Raw genomic sequence first — 15338 nt, forward strand, 5'->3', positions numbered from 1 at the left:
GTTCACTCCGTGAGATAGACGCGCGCCTCCCACGGTGAGAGTTCGAGTGTCGACCCGGGGGTTCGAGGGGCGTCGTCGTTCGCGATCGCCAGTTCGAGCCCCGGTTCTACGTGATCTGGGACATCGATCGATCTCGGTTCGCCGGACCAGTTGAGCACGATCAATCCGCGTTCGTTCCCGAGTGTCCGCGTGTACGCAAACACGGACGAATGGTCGGGATAGAGCAGCTCGAACTCGCCAAAGACGAGGACGTCACGCGCTTCGCGCAGGGCGATCAGGTCGTGGTAGTACTGCCAGACTGAGGCGGTGTCCGTCTGCTCGCGCTCGGCGTTGACGGTCTCGTAGTTGGGGTTGACCTTGATCCACGGTTCGCCGTCGGTGAACCCGGCATGGTTCCCGTCGGTCCACTGCATCGGCGTCCGGGCGGTATCCCGGCTGACCGCTTCGATAGCGCCCCGGACATCCGCGTAGGACTCGGCGTCGCCGGTGGCGATTGCCTCCTCGACGAAGTTGATCGCCTCGACGTCGCGAAGCTCTTCGATCGACTCGAAGGGCGTGTTTGACATCCCGAGTTCCTCGCCCTGGTAGACGAACGGCGTCCCCTGTAGGGTGTGTGTAAACGTTCCAAGCAGCTTGGCGGACTTCCGGCGGTACCCGTCGTCGTCGCCGAATCGTGAGACCATCCGGGGCTGGTCGTGATTCGAGAGGTAGATGCTGTTCCAGCCTTCCTCGGCCAGCCCGGTCTGCCAGCGTTCGATAATCTCCTTGAACTCGGGCAGGCCCCATTCGCCGACGTCCCACTTGCTGTCGCCGTCGCCGACGCCCACGTGTTCAAACTGGAAGACCATCGAGAGCCCGTCGCCGTCCTCGCCGACGAACTCTCGGGCGTCTTCGACGGAGACTCCGGGGGTTTCTCCGACAGTCATAATCTCCCGGTCGACCGTCTCGACTGTCTCGGCTAGCATTTCTGAGAGGTAGTCGTGGATCTTCGGGCCGTTCATGAAGTGCTCGGCCCCGGTTAACCCTCCCTCGGGATCGCCGTCAGGTAGCCCTTCGGCCTTGGAGAGGAGGTTGATGACGTCCATCCGGAAGCCGTCGATGCCCTGCTCCAGCCACCAGCGCATCATCTCGTAGATCGCCTCCCGGACGGCGGGATTGCGCCAGTTGAGGTCGGGCTGTTTCTCGTCAAAGAGGTGGAGGTACCACGCTTCGCGCTGCTCGTCGTAGGACCAGGCGGAGCCGCCAAAAAACGACTCCCAGTTGTTCGGTGGTTCCTCGGGATTGCCCTCGCGCCAGTAGTAATAGTCGTCGTAGGGGTCCTCGCCGCGCCGCGAACGCTGGAACCATTCGTGTTCGTCGGAGGTGTGATTGACGACCAGGTCCATGATGAGACGCATGTCCCGGTCGTGGAGTTCTGCGAGGAGCGTTTTCCAGTCGGCCATCTCGCCGTACTGATCGTCGATGGCGCGGTAGTCGCTGATGTCGTAGCCGTTGTCCGCCTGCGGTGACGCATAGACCGGGGACAACCAGACGGCGTCGACACCGAGCTCGTCGAGATACGAGACTTTCTCGACCATACCGGGAATGTCGCCGATGCCGTCCCCATCGGTGTCGTTGAAACTCCGCGGATAGATCTGGTAGACGTCCGCCTGTTTCCACCACGTTTGTGACCGTTCTGTCGACGCGTCGGCTCCGTGTGCCGGGCCGTTCGGGTTGTTCATATCCGTATGGACCCAATAGTTGAACGCTCTTAATGTTATTCAAATCTACGAAGAACATATACTACAACTCTGTGGAGCAGTGTACGGACTCACGTCCTGTTCAGACGGGCCATCGGTTCGATCCTCGTGTCCTCACTCGCCGCTGTTCGTGTGGCGACGGTCAGGGTTCAGTTTTCGCCTTCGTCGTGGATGGGTAACGTATTCAAGGCAACCCGTAGAATGTGGGACGATGAGCGAGCGATCAGACGGCCGTGACCGAGAGATTCGAGAGGAACTCGCTGTCTTTGGCTTCTCGGACACGGAAATCGACGCGTATCTTGCGATATTGGCCCACGACGAGGCGACGACGCGAACGATCGCGGAGGCGGCCGACGTGACCCAGCGAGCGGTCTACAACATCGCCGAACGGTTGGCGGATCGTGGATTGGTCCGGGTCAAAGCGCACGCTTCACCGACAACAATCAGTGCTCTGCCCCCCGACGATGCGATCGAGAACCTCACCGCCCGGCTTGAGTCAATTCGGCCCCACTTGGCTGCAACGTACGACGAAACAGCGGAGACCTCTCCCGACATACAGATAATCAGATCGAGGGAAACGGCGTTGAAACGTCTGCGGCAGGCGATTGAGTTGGCCGATCACGAAATCGTCATTTCGATCCCACAAGCGATCTATCCCGAGATCGAATCCGCGCTACAGGCCGCAAACGAGCGAGGTGTCCTCGTGTTGTTGTTGCTCGGGGACTACGAAGACGACACTGATCCGGAAGCGTTCGAACCCATCGCCGACGTCGTTCGGTACTGGGACGAACACCTGCCGTTTCTGTACGCCATCGACAACTACCGTGAGGCGATGTTCGGAGAAGCGTCGGTTCTGGCTGGGACCCACCACGACGGCTATGCCGTCTACGTTTCCGAAGCGTTCTTGACGAGTACGATTTTCAGCATGTTCATCGCGACGTACTGGCCCGCCGCCAAGGAACTGTTCGTCACATCGCCCGATCCGCTGCCCGAGTCGTTCGAGTGGTTTCGCCACGCTGTCCTCCAGGCTACGCTGTTAGACTCGGACGGCACGACGCTTCGCGCCGAGGTTGAGACGGCCAGCGGCGAGAGTCTGGTCGGCCGAATCACTGACGTCGTTCAGCAACTCATCGAGCCCCGGAGCGAGACCTTTTCACTACAGCACTCTCTCCACCTCGAGACTGCTGACGGGACGGTCTCACTCGGCGGCCGTGATTGCTTCTTGGAGGAGTACGAAGCCGAATCTATCACGCTACTCTCCGAAGACTGACTGGCAAACCCATCCTGCCCGTTGCCGGCCCGTTGTCCCACTTGTGGATCGTTGCTTGAGTATCTGCCAGCCTTCCGGTTCGGCTGTGTGCCTGTGTCCGTACCCACTGCGGCTAGCTATCTCATTCCGCGAGAGAATCCCGCCGTCTGCCCGTGGCGTCTCCGACGCCACGCTGTTCAGGGCGGGCGTGAATCGCGTACGCTCCGGTGAGAAACGACTGTGTTACGACTGATATTGAGTCTCCAACGCTTCTAGACCAGCTTTTAACACCTCCGCATAGGCTTTAGAGAGGTCCAAATCGTTCGCTTCCGGGTAGTCTTTGATCCGGCCACCAAGTGTGTGTCAAATGTCAATGTTGCGATGCTTGACCAAAAGACGTTACGACTAAATGTATACTAATCTGTTGCCGTAAATCGTGCCAACACGTTCGCTGTGCGACCCCTCTCCAGCGATGGGGTCCTGGTGCGACAAGACTTGTTGGACGCTTCTGGCGCTCTCTGGAACGAAATCAACTACCAGCGCCTCATGCGGTACTGAGCGGAGCACAGATCCGCGATGTACGCAAATATTCGCTCTGCTTGACAACGACGAGGGCGGCCTCGAGGGCGACGTATAGGACGCCGACACCGGAACACTCGGCGGAACGTACAGCGGTGTTCTCGGCGCGTCCACCGCCCAAACTGTGTGGCGAGCAAACAGTGAAGCGTGGCGCGGGTTCTTCGAGACCAAGAAGGCGTACTACGACGAGTCGAACACGTCGGTTCCGGAACATTCAGAACCATTCGGATTCCGTGGTCTTGGAAATCGAAGATTTCCGGGCTGCTGAAAACGCGCAGCGTTTTCCAGCACGGTTCCAGTGGGACGACCACGACTGGTCGGGAATACCACTCTCCCATGCAAGTCTCACAGAACAGTGCACAGATTCGAGTACCGTCCACCGTGACGGGAATGTTGCCTCCGGCGAGTCCCAGACCGGCTGAGACTCTCACGGAGGAAACCCAATCGTCATCGGGCGAAGCCCGACTGCCTGTGGAACGTAGTCTCTCTGTGCAGGATGGGGTGGCTGTCATTTCGCCGCTTGGCGTCTACGATCACGTTGTCACCGCTGGCATCGATCGTCTGGACCCGTGCGTGACCCCACCCAGCTTGCCGACTCGACCGTGGTCATATTTTCCGCACCAGCGGTCCCGTGTCCGACGTGTCTCGTTTCGCTGGCCGTCGTTTCGGTAGCAGACAGCACAGCAAATCTGGTAATATCCTTGAAGAATGTCTTCTACCAGAGATTTTATTACCGTTGTTCCTGCATATTAAATTGATGCCCAGTACTACCGATGGTGGGGCCAACGACGGACCCCTTTCACGGCGACGCTTTGTCCAACTCGCGGGGGTAACTGGTGCCGATGTACTCGCGGGCTGTGGCGGTGACGAGCAGACGACCGATGAACTGGGGACGCGCTCGCTCGGGACAACGGGGCGGCTCGCGATGGCTCCGCGAATCGCACGACAGCGACGACTGGTAAGCGCCTGACGGTGCGGTCCCAGAATAGATGATCGACCTTCCCTCGACGTGGCTCTCTCGCAACGGCCACTTCCGATACGTGGACGCCTAACCACCGTCTCGTTCCCTCAACCTCCACGAATACGCATCCATGAATTTATCACATCGACACGTTCCGGATTTCGAACCGCACGCACAGCCTGATGCGATCGTTTCGGCTCCCAACTGCCGAATTACTGTCCTCACGCCCCGCGTCCTCCGGTTGGAGTACGATCCGACCGAGTCTTTCGAGGACCGTCCAAGCCAACTGGTGTGGTATCGCGACCAGCCGGTTCCCGACTTCGAGGTTACCCGGACCGGCGCGTCTCTGGTCGTCGAAACCGACGCTATGGAACTCGAGTACGACCACACTGCCGATGGGTTCTCCCCTGAGACACTGTCCATCGAACTCGCGGACGGCACTGAGTGGACGTACGGCGCGGACAACGACGGCAACCTGGGCGGATCGTTGCGGACCTTAGACGAGGTCGACGGGGCGGCCCCCCTCGAAGACGGGTTGGTGTCCCGTGACGGCTGGGCAGTCATCGACGACACTGATCGGTTGGTCTTCGGCGAGGACGGCTGGGTCCATCCCCGGGAGGCCGCCGATGGCTACGAGGATCTGTACTTCTTCGGCGACGGCCAGGACTACCAGACTCGCTTGACGGACTTCCGGGCCATCACCGGCGAAGTCCCGATGATCCCTCGGTGGGCGCTTGGCAACTGGTGGAGTCGCTACTGGGAATATTCTCAGGACGAACTCCGCGATGTCGTCGAGGGCTTTTTCGATCACGACATCCCGCTGTCGGTCGCCGTGATCGACATGGACTGGCATGTCGTCGACAATGCCTTTCACGATGGCTGGACGGGCTGGACCTGGAACGACGAGTGCTTCCCCGATCCATCGGGGTTCATCGATTGGCTCCACGACAACGACGTCAAAACGACGCTCAACCTTCATCCCGCGGAGGGCGTCCATCCCCACGAGGCTCAGTACGAGGCCTTCGCCCAGTTCATGGGGATCGATCCCGCGAGCGAGGAGCCGATCGAGTTCGACGCGAGCGATCCGCAGTTCCTCCGTGGCTATTTCGAGCACTTGATCGACCCGATGGAGGACGAGGAGGGTGTCGACTTCTGGTGGATCGACTGGCAGCAATGGGACGAATCACCGGAGATTGATGGTCTCGACCCGCTGTGGGCGCTCAACCACCTCCACTCCCTGGACCGGACCCGCGACGGGAAACGGCCGTTTATTTTCTCCCGCTGGCCCGGCCTGGGCGGGCACCGCTATCCGATCGGCTTCTCCGGCGATGCGTACATCTCCTGGGAATCCCTACAGTTCCAGCCCCATCTGACGGCTACCTCGGCGAACGTGGGCTATGGCTGGTGGAGTCACGACATCGGCGGTCACATGGGCGGGGAGGGCGACCCGCGCGACTTCGCGGAACTGTACGCCCGCTGGACCCAGTTCGGAGCTCTCTCGCCGATCAACCGCATCCACACGACAAAACACCGCTTCGTGGACAAGCGCCCGTGGGCCTTCGATGGAACGATTTCGGAGACGCTCGAAGACGCCCTGACCCTCCGCCACGAGTTGCTTCCGTACCTCTACACGATGGCGTGGCGCGATCACGAAGCGAGCGTCCCGCTCGTTCGCCCGATGTACTACCACCATCCCGAGGCTGAGGCGGCCTACGAGACCGTCCACCAGTACTACTTCGGGAGCGAACTGCTCGCCGCACCTCATCTCAGCGAGCGCGACGACGAGACCAACCTGGCCCGGCGCTCAGTCTGGTTGCCCGAGGGTGAGTGGTTCGACTTCACGTCCGGGGAGTCCTACGAGGGAGGTCGCTTCCACGCTCGCTACGGGGATCTCGAGGACCTCCCGGTCTACGCGAAGGCCGGTGCGATCGTGCCGATGGATCCCGACGCGAGTCAGGACGGCGAAAACCCCGACCGGCTGCGGGTGGTTGCGTTCCCTGGCGCTGACAACAGCTTTACACTCTACGAGGACGACGGCACCACGATGGCCCACCGTGAGGGTGCCTTTGCGACCACGACCCTCACTCAGACCTTCGAGGGCGACAGCCTGACCGTCGAGATCGAGCCTGCCGAGGGTGACCGCTCGCTCATCCCCGAGGAACGAGCCTACGAACTCCAGATTCGGGGCGTCACCGAACCCATGGCCGTGACGGCTGATGCGCCGGTCGACTTCGAGACAACCTACCGACGCGAGGACGCCACGCTCCTGATCGAATTCGACGCGATGCCCGTCACGGATGGCCTCACGGTCACCCTCGAGACGGACGCTACCTCGTTGGTCTCCCGGCAGGACCACACTCGCGAGCGCGTCGAGACTCTCCTCTGGTCGTTCAAGACTCATGTCGCTATCAAAGAGGCCATCCTCGACGATTTCGAGCCAGATTCGATCGAGTGGCTGGCCGAGTACACTGGGCCACTCACGACCGCCCAGATGCGGGCGCTCGTCGAGACGATTACCGGCGCTGGGGCAGACCTGATCGACCACGACGGCGAAGATCAACTCGTCGTCTGGAATCCCGATGACGAACCTGTCTCCTATCGATTCACCACCTGGGACTGGCGGGACGAACCGTTCCTCTTTGACGCCGGCTCGGCCGAGTCCGGCACAGTCCCTGACTGGACTGCCTTTGACGTGAGTGACGCCGCAGTCGAAGGGTGTCTCGAACTCACCTTCGGCGACACAGTCACGATGACTGTTGAGAGTGATGCTCCGGACAAACCGACTAACTGACAGTTCGTCTCTCCGTTGGCACCCCTTCGCATCCGAAATAGTGTCGTGATGTAGCGGTATCCGCCGACCCGGGGTCGGCGTCATCCGGAAATAATCGACAATATTCCGTATCAGTGCACGAAGACGGCCGCGCCGGGCACGAACGCGACGTCGAGCACTGACAGCAAGATCACGAGCACCGCGCCCGGCACCCCACCGACGGCGACGACCAGCAACGCCAGCGGCGTAATCGTCACTTCCAGTCCGAGCAGGAGATCGACGAGCACAAAGATGGCCAGACCCAGTATGGCGTTCCAGATGAACGGTTTGACCGCTTTGACGATCCAGTACGCGCCAAAGACGACCGCTAAAACGACCAGCAGCGCCCCGACTTCGAGTGATGTGACCATGTGCGAGCTTCGCTGCAAACTCGTATGTGCTTTCTGGCTAGAACGAAACGCTTTAGCTCGCCTCGCCGTAACTCTTGGTTGCGGGACCGTGGGGTAGCTTGGTATCCTTGCGGCCTTGGGTGCCGTTGACCTCGGTTCAAATCCGAGCGGTCCCATGTTGCGTGGCGCGAACAAGCTCGTGAGCGCCTGCAAACGGAAGGGTGAGGATTTGAATGAGAGAACACGCAGCGCGAGCGAAGCGAGCGACCGTGTTCGCGTGGTTCAACATCCCTGAAATAACTCTGAGTAAGCTCTATGAGGGAAATGAGTGAATACCGGATGGGTCCTATAGGTTCCTGCTGGTAATAGCACTACGTACAAGTATTACGGCTGACTTTTTCACTACCGAGAAATCGAGTCATATCCTACATGAATTTGAACTTCGACCGATAAGAGGCCATTCGACAACAGTTGGTCGTGTTTCGTTTAGCGAGTCCCACCATCGTGCGAAGCTTTGGAGCCAATTTTTGGCTGTTTCTGGTTCGACGTGACTGAACTAGTTTGAGAACGAAGAGGTTCGTCGTTTTACCTTTCGAGATATATGCTCGACACAGTTCCGATTTCCGCGGCGTTCAACCTGAAATCGGGGCTCGACGCGTTGAAGCGCCGTTTGGAGATGGTGAGCACCATCGACGAGAACTCTGGCGTCCTCGACGTTGTGTTTCTCGCGGAGTTCCTGCAGGAACATCTCCGTCAACGCGGTCGTTGTGGTCGAATACAGCCGCATATGCAGCACTTCGTTTGTTTGTGGATCCACAGCGGCGTACAGCCAGTACTGCTGGTCGTCGATACGAATCACTGTCTCGTCTAGCGCGATCTGCGTCGGCTCTTTGGCGGAGACTGGCTGTAAGTCGGCTTTCTGCACCCACTCGTGGATGGCCTTTCGCGAGCGTTGGACACCGGATTTCTCAAATTCCGAAACTATATCCAAAAGTGATAGTATCGCGAGATGCAATCGAGTACCAAGCTCCATCAGCCGGCGTGGTGACCGCTCGTGCTCTACGAAATCTAACCCAATCCAGTCGCTACTGCCACTGTAGCGTGTGATTTCTGGCATAGAACACCATATACTCACACCGTCTCATTTTTCACGCTTCACTACACACCGCCGCCCGCATTGCGCGTACATTTATGGTGCTCTCACTCGTTCGTGTTCGTATGGGAAAACGAATGAAGAAAGCGATGAGTCGAGCCAAGTTCGCAGCGATCGGCGGCGCGGTCGGTGCCACCGCCGGAGCCTTGATTAGCCGTAACGCCGCCAGCACGGGAGCGGGCGTCGGCGCGCTCGTCGGCGCGACGATCGGCGAAAAGCGCGTCGACCTGGGTGAGATGGCCGAGAAAGTCACGGATCGTTCCGCCGAGTGACAAGCCGGGGCACTACTGGGGGCGGACACACACGGGGCTGGGGGCAGTCACCGTCTGGCCAGTCGCATCGAGGGTTCCGATCGCGTCGTCGATAGCGAACGGCACGATCGAATCCGTGTCAGCGTTCACGACGAGCAGGTAGTCGCCGTCGGGATCGAGCGCGAAATCCCGGGGACATTCGCCACGGGTCGAAACGATTTCGACGGCCTCAAGTCCTGTCGAAGTGACTTCAAACGTCGCGATGCTGTCGTGTCCCCGGTTCGACGCGTAGACGAACCATCCGGACGGGTGGACGGCGACAGCACCGGGCGCGTTCTCGCCGTCGTAGTCGGCCGGAACCGTCTCGACAGTCTCGCGGATGGTCAGCGTCCCGTCGGCCTCACGATCGAGGACCGTCAGTGTCGAATCGAGTTCGTTGACGCAGTAGACCGTCCCGTCGGGGCCGTAATCGAACTGGCGCGGGCCGGCACCCTCGTGTAGGGAGACCGCCTCCTTTGCATCGAGTGTCCCCGCATCGTCGTCGAGTACATAGCGAACGATCTCGTCCGTCCCGAGGTCGGCAACGTAGACGAACCGCCCGTCGGGCCCGGGTCGGATCGTGTGCGGATGCGGGGCGGTTTGTCGGTCCGGATCGACGCTCGAACCCTCGCGTTCGTGAACGGTCGACTCGCCCAGGCTGCCATCTGCGCCGATCGGCACCACCGAGATCGCCCCGCCGGTGTAGTGGGCGACCAGCAGGTACTGGCCCGTCGGATCGACACTGCAATGACAGGGATCGGCGGGCCCGATCGACCGGCGGTTCAGTTGGTTTAGCTCGCCTTCATCGTCGATCGCGAACGCCGTCACTGCCCCCTCGGCGACTTCGTTGACGGCGTAGAAGTAGTTCCCTGACGGATGGATGGTCAGATACGATGGATCCGTTGCCGGGGCGGCCAGCTGTCCGTCGCCTAGCTGTCCAGCGGTTGTCTCGTGAGCGTAGATCCCGTCGCTGTCGCCGTCAGTGTAGGTACCGACGTACGTGTGGGCGGTAGGCATTGGTGGATCGTCGGCCGGCCCCCCCATGAGCGTGTCGGCGACGATGACCTGCTGGTCACCGGCCAGGCACCCGGACATTCTCAACAACTAAATGGCCCCACACCCCACACCGGGACAATGAACGGCAACAGTTTCGGCCGACTCTTCGACGTCACCACGTTCGGGGAGAGCCACGGCGGGGCGATGGGGTGTACCGTCTCGGGCGTTCCTGCCGGCGTCGAGTTGAGCGAGGACGACATCCAGCACGATCTCGACCGGCGCAAACCCGGCCAGTCGATGATTACAACCTCGCGGGACGAACCGGATGCCGTCTCGATCAAGTCCGGCCTCCAGGACGGCTACACGACGGGCACGCCGATCGGGATGGTCATCCAGAACAAGGACTCTCGCTCTGGCAAGTACGAGCCGTTCGTCACTGCCCCGCGACCCTCCCACGGCGACTTCACCTACTCGGCGAAGTTCGGCACGCGCAACTGGGGCGGCGGGGGCCGGTCCTCCGCGAGGGAGACGGTCAACTGGGTCGCCGCGGGTGCCATCGCCAAGCAAGTCTTGGCACAGAGCGAGTACGACGTCCAGATCAAGGCCCACGTCAACCAGATCGGCGACGTCCGAGCCCCGGAGGTCTCCTTCGAGGAGATGCTCGAACACAGCGAACAGAACGATATCCGGTGTGCGCATCCCGAGACGGCCGAGGAGATGCGCGACCTTGCCGAGGAGGTCCAGCAGGAGGGCGATTCGATCGGCGGCTCGGTCTACTTCGAGGCGCAAGGCGTCCCGCGAGGGCTGGGTGCGCCCCGCTTTGACTCCATCCCCTCGCGACTCGGCCAGCTCATCTACTCGATCCCGGCGGTCAACGACTTCGAGTACGGGGTCGGCCGAGACGCCCGGACGATGCGCGGGACGGAGTACAACGAGGACTGGGAATTCGACGAGAACGGTGATCCTGCGCCCGTCGGCAACGACCACGGCGGCATCCAGGGCGGGATCACCACAGGCGACCCGATCTACGGCGAGATCACCTGGCACCCGCCGGTCTCGATTCCCAAAAAACAGGAGACTGTCGACTGGGAGACGGGCGAGCGCAAGGAGATCCAGGTCGTCGGCCGTCACGACCCCGTCCTCCCGCCCCGAGCGGTCCCTGTCGTCGAGGCGCTGCTGTACTGCACGGTGCTTGACTTCATGCTGCTTTCCGGCCGCATCAACCCCGACCGGCTCGACGATCGGCCCGGCGAGTACGACACCGACTATCACCCGTCGAGTCCGGTCAACGATCCCGAGGACGCGGACACACAGGCCGAGACGATCGACGACGAGTGAGGCGACGGCGTTTGAGGTCAGTCACGTTGGGGTCTTCGGTCCGCTCTGCGTTACTGCCGGACTCATAAGTCGTTTTTCAGGCTGTACGAAGCGCGTACACCCTTCCGTCAGTACAGCCGGCGTACACTGTCGATTCCACGAGTGCGAGTGACGTAATCCGACTCGGTGTCGAAACGGTCCACAGCACGTCCCCGGAATCGGCATCATATGCACGGATTCGACCGCTTTCCTCTTCTCGGTGGCCAGCATACGCCTCACCGTCGGGATAGCCACCACAGGCGACAACAACGCCGTTGTCCCCGACGACAACAGCGTTTTGCACCCACTCGGTTTCTCGCGTCCACATGACCGTTCGATCCTGGAGGTCAACTGCCCGAAGTTCGCCGCTGTTCGGCAAGAAGTAATCGCCGAAATCTTCAGAAATAGAGAGGCTGAGATATGCCGTGTCGTTAACGACGGCGGGTGCATTTGCGGTGCCACCGTATTTCGCTGGGTCCCACAATGTATCACCTGTCTCAGTGTCGTAGCCGTAAAGCGTCGGAAGCCCTCCCGGTGGACTCCAGTCCCCGCCGACGATGACGCTCCCAGAATCGACTGCTGGCACAGTCGATCCCGAATACTGGGTAGACCACGTTTCCTTGGGGCCACTGTTTAGCGTAGCACCAAGCCCCGTTCGTGGACGATATCGGGAGACACCCGAGTTACCGGTCACGAAGAGTGATCCGTCAGCAAGCGTCGGATAGATCCCCTCATTCTGCCACTGAATGTCGGCAGATTTCGCGTCGAAGGCAACAAGTTGCTCGTCATGCCCTGCATAGTGGCCGACAACGACTGTCTCCTGGTTAGCGACGAGCTGTGCGGGTCCACGGCTATCACCCGTCTCGTACGTGCTCCAGACCGCGTGTGTACTGACTTCGGAGGTGTACTCCCAGCCTCGGAGAAGCTGGACAAACGACTCGTCACGGACACCCAGAGGCCCAGCCGCGTACAGCCGCCGTCCGCCAGCAGAGACGGGTACGATCCCAGCGACATAGGCGGGGACGAACTCCTCGAAAACCCGCGTTCGGTCACGCAGCTGGATAACGACGAGACCTTGGCCACCGAACGCAGTCAGCAACCCATCGGCGATGAGGAGGCCGTGGGCAGGAACGGGTAGTTCGACCGTCCAGCCAGCTTCGACATCGCTTCTCGGAGGGGATGCGTTCGGATTGTGCCCGGAGTTGGAGGGACCGTAGCGTTCGAGCGGCCACGTCTCTTCGGCTGGTGACCACGTGTCTACCGAAATAGCACTCCCACCGGAACAGCCTGCCAGCGCGGCTGTTGTGCAGGTGGCACCAGCACAAAGGAAGGATCGTCGGCTGAAGGGAGGCATCTCCATTGATTTCAATCTTCAGCTCATAAAACGTTCTGATATTTTTTCAAGAACGACTCGGCTTACATCGCTAAAACGCTAGTATGACATTCCGTGCAAAAACTGGGCCACACTCGAGGAGACGGACTGTCACTCGATAGAATCGTCGAGTAGTGATCCGTCAATCGACCGCCACCCGCGAACGGCACACACCAGCGCGTCCAGGCCGACGATGGCGACGCCGATGATCCCGATCAACTCAAGCGTTGGATACGTTGTGAAGACGCCCGTGAACTGCTGGACGACGATGAACGCGAGCAGGTACACCACGCGCCCGATACGTCGGCGAGACATACGTCGCATTAGGGCTTTACACGTATGAGGGTACGGACTGCAGCGGAACGTGTCGCGGTTTTCGTTCCATCGGCTGTCTACACGACCCAATTATTTGGTGACGGACTGTGATTTCTTTCGCATGTATCGTCTCAACGCAGTTACGCTGGCGTTCGGACCCGATCGGGGCCTTGCCGACCCACTTTGGCACCGCGATCGGGCGTGTCGTTGCTTCAGCGTCGGTGGTGACCTGTGACGGACCCCACCGAGGAGACGATGCCAGCGGGAGATGAGACAATCCGGGAACGCCTGTTCCACGCGGACGTGACGCGGGAACCAGGCGACACCAACGTCCACCGATGGGGCATCGACGTGCATCCGGTCGTGTTCCCGCTCGCGCTGGCGTTCATCGTGGTGTTCGTCGCCCTCACGATCGGGTTCGGTGATCGAGCCGCCACCGCGTACGAAACCGTCTTCGACGCTGTCAATGCCAACTTCGGCTGGTTTTACGTCCTGTCGGTCAACGTCTTCATCATCGCACTGGTCGCGTTCGGGGTGAGTGGATACGGCCGGATCAGGCTCGGCGGGCCCGACGCCGACCCCGAGTTCTCCACGTTTGCCTGGCTGGCGATGCTGTTCAGCGCCGGCATGGGAATCGGCCTCCTGTTTTTCGGCGTGGCCGAACCGATGTACCACTTCCTCTCGGGTGGCGGGTCGTTCTTCGACGTGCCGGCCAGATCACCGGCCGCAGCACGGTCAGCGACGGCCCTCACGATGTTTCACTGGGGGCTGCACCCGTGGGCGATTTACGGTATCGTCGGACTGGGATTGGCGTTTTTCTCGTTCAATCGTGGTCTGCCGATCACCGTCCGGTCGATCCTCTATCCGCTGCTCGGCGAGCGGATCTACGGCTGGCCCGGACACGTCGTCGATCTCGCCGCCGTCCTCGCGACAGTGTTCGGTCTGGCGACGACCGCGGGGCTCGGGGCACTCCAGATCAATGCAGGGCTCGATTTCCTCGCGAGAAACTACCTTGCCACCGGGATCCCGACCGGCACTTGGGCGACGATTGCGATCATCGCTGCGATCATCGGCGTGACGGTCCTCTCGGTCATGGCCGGGCTTGAGGGCGGTATCAAACGTCTGTCGAAGCTAAACGTGGTGTTGATGGGCCTGTTGCTCGCGTTCATGTTCGTCGCCGGCCCGACGGTGTACTTACTCGACGTCTTCGGCGGTGGCGTCGGCGCGTACCTGGGCAACATCTTCGAGTTGAGCTTCTATACGGAGGCCTTCGCCGGGGAGGCAGCCGGCTGGCAACACGAGTGGACGATCTTCTACTGGGGCTTTTGGATCGCCTGGGCGCCGTTCGTGGGCATGTTCATCGCGCGGATCTCGAAGGGGCGGACGATCCGCCAGTTCGTGGCTGGCGTGTTACTCGTCCCGACGCTGTTCTCGCTGGTCTGGATGGCGGCGTTCAACGGCTCGGCGCTGTTCGTCGAGCTAAACGTCCTCACTGATGGCATTCTCGGCCCGCTCCAGGAACAGGGACGGGCAGTGGCGCTGTTCGAAATGCTGTCGTTCTATCCGCTCACTTTGGCGACGAGTGTCGTTGTCACCGCGAACCTGCTTACCTTCATCGTCACGTCGGCCGACTCGGGCGCGTTGGTGACGAGCTATCTGGCAGCCGGTGGGAAACAGGAGACAGCCACCCGCCAGCGCGCACTGTGGCCGCTCCTGATCGGCGGCACGTCGGCGGCCTTGCTCGTGGGAAACGGCCTGGACGCGCTGCAGACGGCCGTGATCGCGGCCGGCCTCCCCTTTGGAGCGATCATGTTGGTGATGGTCTATACGATCTATCTCGGCCTGCATCGTGAACGCGAGATCCACCAGTCTGGGGCGTATCGAGAGGCTGTGGCTGCAGACGCTGACCGGGCGGATGACGCCACAGATATGCCATCGACGGCGCGACGACCGGACGATTGAACGTTCGAAAGAGCGGCTCATCTTTATTCAGCGAGGAAACCCCGCCGCTTGCGGCGGGGAGGAATCGCGGAAGCTCCGTCCCACAACCGGCGACGACACCCTGATAACTCCCTGATATGAACGATACTATTATAAATACAGATTTATTTACATGACGTATGGCGGAGGTCCGTCGTACAGTCGTCGTCAAGATCGACGTAGACGATA

General features: G+C 60.8%; 11 protein-coding genes, 1 tRNA gene and 2 pseudogenes. 8 read left to right on the forward strand and 6 right to left on the reverse strand.

Annotated elements, in window-relative coordinates; translation table 11 throughout:
• Positions 1 to 2 precede the first annotated feature (2 nt).
• Positions 3 to 1721, reverse strand: a complete 1719-nt coding sequence (locus HZR20_RS13585) for a glycoside hydrolase family 13 protein (protein WP_181687286.1) — start codon at positions 1719 to 1721, stop codon at positions 3 to 5.
• A 229-nt stretch (positions 1722 to 1950) separates the two neighbouring features.
• On the opposite strand from HZR20_RS13585, the gene HZR20_RS13590 reads away from it, so the two are divergent.
• The 4 genes and pseudogenes from HZR20_RS13590 (at position 1951) to HZR20_RS13600 (ending at position 7319) form a co-directional block, all read left to right on the forward strand.
• Positions 1951 to 3009 (forward strand): TrmB family transcriptional regulator, encoded by a 1059-nt coding sequence (locus HZR20_RS13590; protein ID WP_181687287.1) that lies wholly within the window; start codon positions 1951 to 1953, stop codon positions 3007 to 3009.
• A gap of 432 nt (positions 3010 to 3441) precedes the next feature.
• Positions 3442 to 3805: pseudogene (locus HZR20_RS14840) on the forward strand (hypothetical protein); the annotation flags it as partial.
• 519 nt (positions 3806 to 4324) lie between these two features.
• Positions 4325 to 4537, forward strand: coding sequence for a hypothetical protein (locus HZR20_RS13595; protein WP_181687288.1), 213 nt, complete (start codon positions 4325 to 4327; stop codon positions 4535 to 4537).
• Between the two features lie 121 nt (positions 4538 to 4658).
• Positions 4659 to 7319, forward strand: coding sequence for a glycoside hydrolase family 31 protein (locus HZR20_RS13600; RefSeq protein WP_181687289.1), 2661 nt, complete (start codon positions 4659 to 4661; stop codon positions 7317 to 7319).
• A gap of 110 nt (positions 7320 to 7429) precedes the next feature.
• Here the strand turns inward: HZR20_RS13600 and HZR20_RS13605 are convergent, their stop codons facing one another.
• Complete coding sequence (locus tag HZR20_RS13605; RefSeq protein ID WP_181687290.1) at positions 7430 to 7708, reverse strand: pro-sigmaK processing inhibitor BofA family protein; 279 nt, start codon at positions 7706 to 7708, stop codon at positions 7430 to 7432.
• 82 nt (positions 7709 to 7790) lie between these two features.
• On the opposite strand from HZR20_RS13605, the gene HZR20_RS13610 reads away from it, so the two are divergent.
• Positions 7791 to 7863: transfer RNA gene (locus HZR20_RS13610), tRNA-Pro, on the forward strand.
• A gap of 308 nt (positions 7864 to 8171) precedes the next feature.
• Here HZR20_RS13610 and HZR20_RS13615 read toward each other — a convergent pair.
• Positions 8172 to 8804: pseudogene (locus HZR20_RS13615) on the reverse strand (IS6 family transposase); the annotation flags it as partial.
• A 101-nt stretch (positions 8805 to 8905) separates the two neighbouring features.
• Between HZR20_RS13615 and HZR20_RS13620 the strand changes: the two are divergent.
• Positions 8906 to 9112: a YMGG-like glycine zipper-containing protein gene (locus tag HZR20_RS13620; protein ID WP_181687291.1), complete on the forward strand. Its 207-nt coding sequence runs from the start codon at positions 8906 to 8908 to the stop codon at positions 9110 to 9112.
• A 12-nt stretch (positions 9113 to 9124) separates the two neighbouring features.
• Here the strand turns inward: HZR20_RS13620 and HZR20_RS13625 are convergent, their stop codons facing one another.
• Positions 9125 to 10225 (reverse strand): lactonase family protein, encoded by a 1101-nt coding sequence (locus HZR20_RS13625; protein WP_258560452.1) that lies wholly within the window; start codon positions 10223 to 10225, stop codon positions 9125 to 9127.
• A gap of 39 nt (positions 10226 to 10264) precedes the next feature.
• Here HZR20_RS13625 and aroC point away from each other — a divergent pair, with 39 nt between their 5' ends.
• Complete coding sequence (gene aroC, locus HZR20_RS13630; RefSeq protein ID WP_181687293.1) at positions 10265 to 11464, forward strand: chorismate synthase; 1200 nt, start codon at positions 10265 to 10267, stop codon at positions 11462 to 11464.
• Between the two features lie 76 nt (positions 11465 to 11540).
• On the opposite strand, the gene HZR20_RS13635 is transcribed toward aroC, so the two are convergent.
• A complete protein-coding gene (locus HZR20_RS13635; protein WP_181687294.1) occupies positions 11541 to 12836 on the reverse strand; it encodes an outer membrane protein assembly factor BamB family protein in 1296 nt (431 codons plus the stop codon).
• Positions 12837 to 12965: 129 nt separating this feature from the next.
• The gene (locus HZR20_RS13640) at positions 12966 to 13169 is read right to left on the reverse strand and encodes a hypothetical protein (RefSeq protein ID WP_181687295.1); all 204 of its coding nucleotides are present in this window, start codon (positions 13167 to 13169) and stop codon (positions 12966 to 12968) included.
• A 231-nt stretch (positions 13170 to 13400) separates the two neighbouring features.
• Here HZR20_RS13640 and HZR20_RS13645 point away from each other — a divergent pair, with 231 nt between their 5' ends.
• A complete protein-coding gene (locus HZR20_RS13645) occupies positions 13401 to 15131 on the forward strand; it encodes a BCCT family transporter (RefSeq protein ID WP_309484939.1) in 1731 nt (576 codons plus the stop codon).
• Positions 15132 to 15338 lie beyond the last annotated feature (207 nt).

The organism is Halorhabdus salina, from assembly GCF_013839425.1.
Taxonomy (GTDB): domain Archaea; phylum Halobacteriota; class Halobacteria; order Halobacteriales; family Haloarculaceae; genus Halorhabdus; species Halorhabdus salina.